This is a genomic window from Corallococcus sp. AB018 (assembly GCF_003986945.1).
Taxonomy (GTDB): Bacteria; Myxococcota; Myxococcia; order Myxococcales; family Myxococcaceae; genus Corallococcus; species Corallococcus exiguus.
Window position 1 is genome coordinate 47,715 of sequence record NZ_RAWR01000036.1, and the last position, 6,593, is coordinate 54,307.

The following is a 6,593-nucleotide window of genomic DNA, read 5'->3' on the forward strand; positions in this document are numbered from 1 at the left end:
GAAACACGAAGGCCCGGGGCGGGTCCGCTCCCGGGCCTCACGTGATGGCTCCGCGTGTGAAACCTCAGCCCAGGCGCAGCAGCTGCCGGGCCTGCTCGGGGGAGGCAATCTCACGACCGGCGGCACGGGCCCGCTTCGCGGCCTCCGCCACCAGCTCGAAGTTGCCCTTCGCGAGCACGCCCTTGGACAGGTAGATGTTGTCCTCCAGGCCCACGCGCGCGTTGCCGCCGCGCTTCGCGGCCTCTTCCACGAACGGGAGCTGCTGGCGCCCCACGCCCGCCACCGTCCAGGAGCTCCCCTCCGGCAGCGAGGCGATCATGAAGTCCAGCACCTCCGGCCGCGCCTGCAGCGTGCCCGGCACGCCCAGCACGAAGTCGAAGTGCGCCGGCAACTCCACCAGCCCCTCCTTCGCCAGGTAGCGCGCCTCGTCGATCATCCCGACGTCGAAGCACTCCAGCTCCGGCTTGAGGCCAATGCTCTTGATGCGCTTCGCGATGTCGCGCACCAGCGGCCGGGGATTCCAGAACACCTCTTCCCCGAAGTTCACCGTGCCCGTGGTGAGCGTGGCCATGTCCGGCTTGTCCGCTCCCGTGAGCGTGAGCCCGCCGCACCGCTCGTCCACGCCCATGCCCACCGCGCCGCCCGTGGACACCTGGACGAGCACGTCCGTGCGCTTGCGGATGGCTCGGATGGCCGCGCGGAACAGCTCCGCGTCCTGCGACGGCTTGCCCTCCGCCGTGCGCACGTGGATGTGCACCATCGCCGCGCCGGCCTCGCGGCACTTCGCCGCGTCCTCCGCGATCTCCTCCGCGGTGATGGGCAGGTACGGCGTCTGCTCGCGCGTCGTCTCCGCGCCCACCAGGGCGGCGGTGAGGACCATGGGCCTGCTCATCGCTTCACCCGCTGCTTGTCCTTCGGAACGACGCAGGTCCCGGAAGCGCGGCACACCACCACCGCCTCCGGCAGCACGTCCGCCGCCGAGTCATTCACGTCCGTCCGGGGCTTGATGACCTTGCGAGCCTCGAAGCGCATCTTCCGCGACGTGTTGCCCTCGCTGATGATCTCGCCCTCCGCCTCGATGAAGTCGCCCGCGTACACCGGGGCCAGGAACTCCACGGAGTCGTAGGCGCGGAACAGGCCCTCGTCCCCGTCCGAGCGGATGCACAGCTCCGTGGCCACGTCCCCGAACAGACCGAGCATCCGCGCCCCGTCCACCAGGTTGCCGCCGTAGTGCGCGTCGTGGCTGCCCATGCGCAGCCGCAGTACCGCCTTGGTGCCAGTGCTCACGTGGGTTCCCCCTGGTAGTGGGAGTCCGCGGACTCCGTGCCCTCTTTCTTCATCACCGCGTGCACGATGTAGTTCGCCACGTCGGACGGCTTGGTGCCCGCCCCGAAGCCCGCGTCGAAGCCCAGCTCCAGCGCCAGCTTGTGGTCCACGCGCGGCCCGCCCAGCAGCAGGAGCGTCTTGCCGTGGATGCCCGCCGCCTTCGCCGCGTCGATGAACTGGCGCGAGTTGTCCTTGTGCACGTCGCGCTGCGTGACGACCTGGGACACCAGGATGGCGTCCGCGTGCTTCGCGGTGGCCTTCTTGATCAGGTCCTCGTTGGGCACCTGGCTGCCCAGGTTGAACGCCTCGAAGCCGGGGTAGCGCTCCAGGCCGTAGTCGCCCGCGTAGCCCTTCATGTTCAGGATGGCGTCGATACCCACCGTGTGCGTGTCCGTGCCCGTGCACGCACCGAAGACGACGATGCGCCGGCGCACCTTCTCCTTGATGAGCGCGTTGAGGTCGTTGAACCCCATCTTGCGCACCACCACCTCCGGCACGTCGATCTCCGCGTAGTCCAGCGTCACGTTGGAGCGGGCGTAGACGACGAAGAACGTGTACTGGTCCGCCGCGCGCTCGGCGGCGGCCACCTTCACGTCCGTGAAGCCCATCTTCTTCGTGAACTGGGCGGCGGCCTCCTTGGCCTTCTCCGACAGCGGCACCGGCAGCGTGAACGACAGCTGCACCATGCCGTCGTCGCGACGGTCGCCGTAGGGGCGGATGATCTGCTTGCTCGGCTTCACCATCGAACTAGCCCTTCTTGCCCTTGGGCGGCGTGAACGACACGCTGGTGCCCACCTTCTCGGCCACCGCGGCGAAACGGTCCTTCTTGCCCTGCTCCATGTAGAAGACCACCGACCAGGTCGTCTTCCCGTTGCAGCCCACGTACGTCACGGTGTCCACGTTGCCGCTGCCGTCCGGCGCCGCGTCCGTGTCCATCTTCGTGGCCGCCGGCTGACCTCCGACCTTCAGCATCGTCCAGCTGTCGCCGCCCATGTTCGCGAGGATCTTCGTGCGGCACAGCTCCGCCTTCATGCCCGCGGTCTGCACCGTGCCCACGTCCACCATGAAGTACGCGTCGCCAGAGGGCGCCAGGAACTTCTCCGAGCCGTCCACGCTGGAGCGCGTCCACGCCGCCGGGGCCTTCAGCGCGATGTTCTTCACCGTGACGCTGCTCAACGCATCCGCGCTGCCGCCCGCGGCCACCATCACGGCAACAAAGGTACTCAGGATCATGACGCCTCCAGCATTTCCAGGAACGGATTGAAGTAATCCGGCGCCTTCTCCAGCACGCCGTCCAGGCCCTTGCCACCGGTCTCCTCGCGCTTCACGTCGCCGAAGCGCCCCTTGCCGATGGCCGCCACCATGCCCTCGGTGTGGCACTCGCGCAGCAGCTCCTCCGCCTTGGCGAAGACCTCCCGCGCGCGGTTGGCGATCTTCCCGTCCTCGCGAACGGTGAACTCCTCGTCGATGCCCCGCGCCGCGCGGTGGATGTACGACGCGGACTTGAGCGCCACGTACCGGTCCGCGAGCAGCGGCGTGTGCATGGCCTCCGTCATCATGCCCAACAGCTGGATGCCCTGCCGCGTCCAGATGGCCACCAGGTCCGCCATCACGTCGTACGCGTGGCTGAAGAAGATGTCCGTCTCCTTGTGCTTCGTGGGCGGCATGTACTTGAGCGGCGCGTCCGGGAAGCAGCGGCGCACCAGCATCGCCTGCGACAGCTCCAGCAGCAGCGTGTCGTCGCGGTACGGGTCGATTTCGTACGAGTGCCCGATGCCCAGCTGCCAGTCCTTGAGGCCCGCGCGCTTGGCGAAGCACTCGTTGATGAACTGGCTGGCGATGACGGTGTGGGCCGCGTCGTACGCGTCCGCGGTGGTGATGTAGTTGTCCTCGCCGGTGTTGATGATGATGCCGGCCAGGGCGCAGATGCGGCGGCTGAAGTACTGGTCGATGAACGTCCGCCGCATGTTGATGTCGCGGAAGAGGATGCCGTACATCGCGTCGTTGAGGAGCATGTCCAGCCGCTCGTACGCCGCGCAGAAGGCGATCTCCGACATGCACAGGCCGGACGAGTAGTTGGTCAGCTGGATGTAGCGCTTGAGCTTGCGGCTCTCGTCATCCAGGGCCTCGCGCATCACGCGGAAGTTCTCCTGGGTGGCGTAGGTGCCGCCGTAGCCCTCCGTCGTCGCGCCGTGCGGCACGTAGTCCAGCAGCGACTGCGCCGTGGAGCGGATGACCGCGATGACGTCCGCGCCCGCCTGCGCCGCCGCGCGCGCCTGGTCCACGTCGTCGTAGATGTTGCCGGTGGCGACGATGACGTACTTGTGCGGCGCGGGCGACATGGGGAATTGCTCGCGCAGGGCGTTGCGCTGGGCGATGCGGGACTTCAGCTCCGCCATCGCCGCGCGAGCCTCCTCGCGCACGGCGTCCCGCAGGTTGGCCTCCATCTCTGGAGACAGCGCGCCCAGCTTGTCCGTGGGCAGCGCGGTGATGCGCTCCACGGCGTCCAGTGGACTGCTGGCGCCCAGCTGAAGCGCGCGGCCGTACCAATACGCGGCGCCCCGATTGAGCACTCCGGCGGACTGCAGCTTGTCCACCATGAGGTTGGCCAGGGGTACGCCACGCGTACCCGCGCCGGAAATGCCAAAGAAGCGCAAGACGGTGCGCTCATTGGAAACAGTGGTGTTGCGTTGGATGAGGTCGAAGATCGGATTGACGATCTCGTCCGCCAGCTTGCGCGCCTCGGCAATCCGCGCGTCGTCGATGAACGGGCCTGACATGCGCGCACCCTACCCGAGCCCCGCGTCCTTCGGCTCAAGAACGCGGCACCCGCACCGCCAGCAAACGATGCCGCACCGCGCCTCTTGAATGGCGAGACGCATCACACAAAAGCCTTCTCACCGAAATGTCACTGCACGCTTGAGCACCGATAAAGCGGCGATCAACGCCACCGCCACTTCGGTTCAAACACCGAAATGCCGGTGATCAGGCTGAGACCTCCGCACTCAAACCATTGAAATTACACAAGGTGAACGTTCGGCACGAGGCGTGCTCTAGGGGTGGCCCGGTTCCCCCGTAACCCAAGGAGTTCCCCTTGAACCGACGCTCGTTGATGTTCGCCGTCCTGCTGTCTGGCGCCCCCGTCCTCGCCGCCGGCAATCCCCCGCCCATCACCACCGACTCGGGCGCGCCGCTGGGCACGAACCAGAGCTCCAAGACGGCCGGCCCGCGGGGCGGCATCCTCCTGGAGGACTTCGCCCTCATCGAGAAGCTCGCGCGCTTCGACCGTGAGCGCATCCCGGAGCGCGTGGTGCACGCGCGCGGCGTGGGCGCGTACGGCTCCTTCGAGAGCTACGGCGACTTCTCCAACCTCACGCGCGCGTCCGTCTTCTCCCAGAAGGGCAAGAAGACGCCGATGTTCGTGCGCTTCTCCACGGTCATCCACCCCAGCGGTTCACCGGAGACGCTGCGCGACCCGCGCGGCTTCGCGCTGAAGTTCTTCACGGACGAGGGCAACTGGGACCTGGTCGGCAACAACCTGCCCATCTTCTTCATCCGTGACGCCATCAAGTTCCCGGACATGGTGCACTCGCTGAAGCCGTCCCCCATCACCAACCGGCAGGACCCGAACCGCTTCTTCGACTTCTTCAGTCACCAGCCGGAATCCACGCACATGCTCACCCAGCTCTATACGGAGCTGGGCATCCCGGCGAGCTACCGGCAGATGGACGGCAACGGCGTGCACGCGTTCAAGTTCGTCAACGCCAAGGGCCAGGTGAAGTACGTCAAGTTCAACTGGAAGTCGCAGCAGGGCGTGAAGGGCCTCACCGTGGAGGAGGCCACGAAGCTGGGCGGCGAGGACTTCCAGCACGCCACGCACGACCTCTACACGAACATCCAGGCCGGCAAGTTCCCCTCGTGGGAGCTGAGCGTGCAGGTGCTGGATCCCAAGGACCTGGACGGCTTCACGTTCGATCCGCTGGACGCCACCAAGGAGTGGCCCAAGGACAAGCTGCCTCCGGTGAAGCTGGGCAGGTTCACCCTCAACAAGATGCCGGACAACTTCTTCGAGGAGACGGAGCAGTCCGCCTTCTCCCCGGGCGTGATGCCGCCGGGCATCGAGCCGTCCGAGGACCGGCTGCTGCAGGGCCGCCTCTTCTCCTACGCGGACACGCAGCGCTACCGCCTGGGCGCCAACTACCTGTCGCTGCCGGTGAACCGCGCGCGCGCCGCGGTGGAGAACAACAGCCAGGCCGGCGCGATGAACAGCGGCAACACGAAGTCGGACGTGAACTACGAGCCCAGCATCACGCGTGAGACGCAGGACACGCCCTCCGCCCTCTTCTCCAACGCGCCGCTCACCGGCACCACGCAGCAGCGCCCCATCGCGAAGACGGACAACTTCGCGCAGGCGGGCGCCTTCTGGACGGCGCTCGACGCGGTCGGCAAGGAGCGGCTCATCCAGAACCTGGCTGGCGACCTGGGCCAGGTGCGCGACGCGAAGGTCAAGGCGCGCATGGTGGGCCACTTCTACGCGGCCAACGCGGACTACGGCACGCGCCTGGCCAAGGCCGTGAACGTGAAGCTGGACGACGCGAAGGCCACCATCGCCCCGCTCGCCACCACCGGCCAGCCGTGACCTGACGCACCGGGGCCGCCGGTGACGCCACGGCGGCCCCCTCTCTCCTTCACGCTTCCTTCGCCGGAGACGCCCTCATGGTTCGCAAGCTGCTGCTCGGTTCGTTGGGTCTGGTGATGCTGGTGTGCACGGTGCTGACCGCCGCGTGGATGTCCCTGCGCGCTCCAGCGACGCCCGCCGGACGGCTGCTCGCCACCAGCGACGCGGAGCGCTACCTGCTCGCCGCCGCGCGCGAAGGCGAGACGGACATCGTCCAGGGGCTGGTCAAGGCCGGCACGCCCGTGGAGGCCCGCGACACGCGAGGCTTCTCCCCCCTCATCCTCGCCGCCTATCACGGCCACACCCGGACGGTGCAGGCGCTGCTCGACGCCGGGGCGGACGCGTGCGCGGGTGACAACCGGGGCAACACGGCCCTCATGGGCGCCGCCTTCAAGGGCTACGCGGACGTGGTGAAGCTGCTCTCCGCCCAGCCCTGCGCGGTGGACCAGACCAACCGGCTGGGCCAGACGGCCCTGATGTTCGCCGTCCTCTTCGGCCGCACGGAGGTGGCCGACCAGCTGCGCCACCAGGGAGCCTCCCCCGCGGTGCGCGACGCCAGCGGCCGCTCCGCCAATGATTGGGCCCAGAC

At 67.9% G+C, this 6,593-nt stretch carries 7 protein-coding genes; 2 read left to right on the forward strand and 5 right to left on the reverse strand.

Annotation, left to right across the window (positions count from 1 at the left end; all coding sequences use genetic code 11):
• Positions 1-64 precede the first annotated feature (64 nt).
• Genes D7Y11_RS10520 through D7Y11_RS10540 form a run of 5 tightly spaced genes read right to left on the reverse strand, consistent with a single transcriptional unit; the run spans position 65 to position 4,106 of the window.
• Positions 65-892: a 3-keto-5-aminohexanoate cleavage protein gene (locus D7Y11_RS10520; protein ID WP_120574361.1), complete on the reverse strand. Its 828-nt coding sequence runs from the start codon at positions 890-892 to the stop codon at positions 65-67.
• Positions 889-1,287 carry a hotdog fold domain-containing protein gene (locus tag D7Y11_RS10525; protein ID WP_199733715.1) on the reverse strand — a complete coding sequence of 133 codons (399 nt, stop codon included), beginning with the start codon at positions 1,285-1,287 and terminating at the stop codon, positions 889-891. Before D7Y11_RS10525 ends, D7Y11_RS10520 begins: the two co-directional genes overlap by 4 nt.
• Positions 1,284-2,069, reverse strand: a complete 786-nt coding sequence (locus tag D7Y11_RS10530) for an OAM dimerization domain-containing protein (RefSeq protein ID WP_120574362.1) — start codon at positions 2,067-2,069, stop codon at positions 1,284-1,286. Before D7Y11_RS10530 ends, D7Y11_RS10525 begins: the two co-directional genes overlap by 4 nt.
• A 4-nt stretch (positions 2,070-2,073) precedes the next feature.
• The gene (locus D7Y11_RS10535; RefSeq protein ID WP_120574363.1) at positions 2,074-2,559 is read right to left on the reverse strand and encodes a hypothetical protein; all 486 of its coding nucleotides are present in this window, start codon (positions 2,557-2,559) and stop codon (positions 2,074-2,076) included.
• Positions 2,556-4,106, reverse strand: a complete 1,551-nt coding sequence (locus D7Y11_RS10540; RefSeq protein ID WP_120574364.1) for a lysine 5,6-aminomutase subunit alpha — start codon at positions 4,104-4,106, stop codon at positions 2,556-2,558. Before D7Y11_RS10540 ends, D7Y11_RS10535 begins: the two co-directional genes overlap by 4 nt.
• 332 nt (positions 4,107-4,438) lie before the next feature.
• Between D7Y11_RS10540 and D7Y11_RS10545 the strand changes: the two genes are divergently transcribed.
• Entirely contained in the window at positions 4,439-5,965 is a 1,527-nt protein-coding gene (locus tag D7Y11_RS10545; protein ID WP_120574365.1) for a catalase, read from the forward strand.
• Positions 5,966-6,042: 77 nt separating this feature from the next.
• Positions 6,043-6,593: ankyrin repeat domain-containing protein (locus D7Y11_RS10550; RefSeq protein ID WP_148139199.1), on the forward strand; the 551-nt coding region annotated here is incomplete at its 3' end.

Bases quoted from the DNA above. Each gene is read 5' to 3' on its own strand.
- D7Y11_RS10520 (WP_120574361.1), bottom strand. From the start codon at position 892: ATGAGCAGGCCCATGGTCCTCACCGCCGCCCTGGTGGGCGCGGAGACG.
- D7Y11_RS10535 (WP_120574363.1), bottom strand. From the start codon at position 2,559: ATGATCCTGAGTACCTTTGTTGCCGTGATGGTGGCCGCGGGCGGCAGC.
- D7Y11_RS10545 (WP_120574365.1), top strand. From the start codon at position 4,439: ATGTTCGCCGTCCTGCTGTCTGGCGCCCCCGTCCTCGCCGCCGGCAAT.
- D7Y11_RS10530 (WP_120574362.1), bottom strand. From the start codon at position 2,069: ATGGTGAAGCCGAGCAAGCAGATCATCCGCCCCTACGGCGACCGTCGC.
- D7Y11_RS10540 (WP_120574364.1), bottom strand. From the start codon at position 4,106: ATGTCAGGCCCGTTCATCGACGACGCGCGGATTGCCGAGGCGCGCAAG.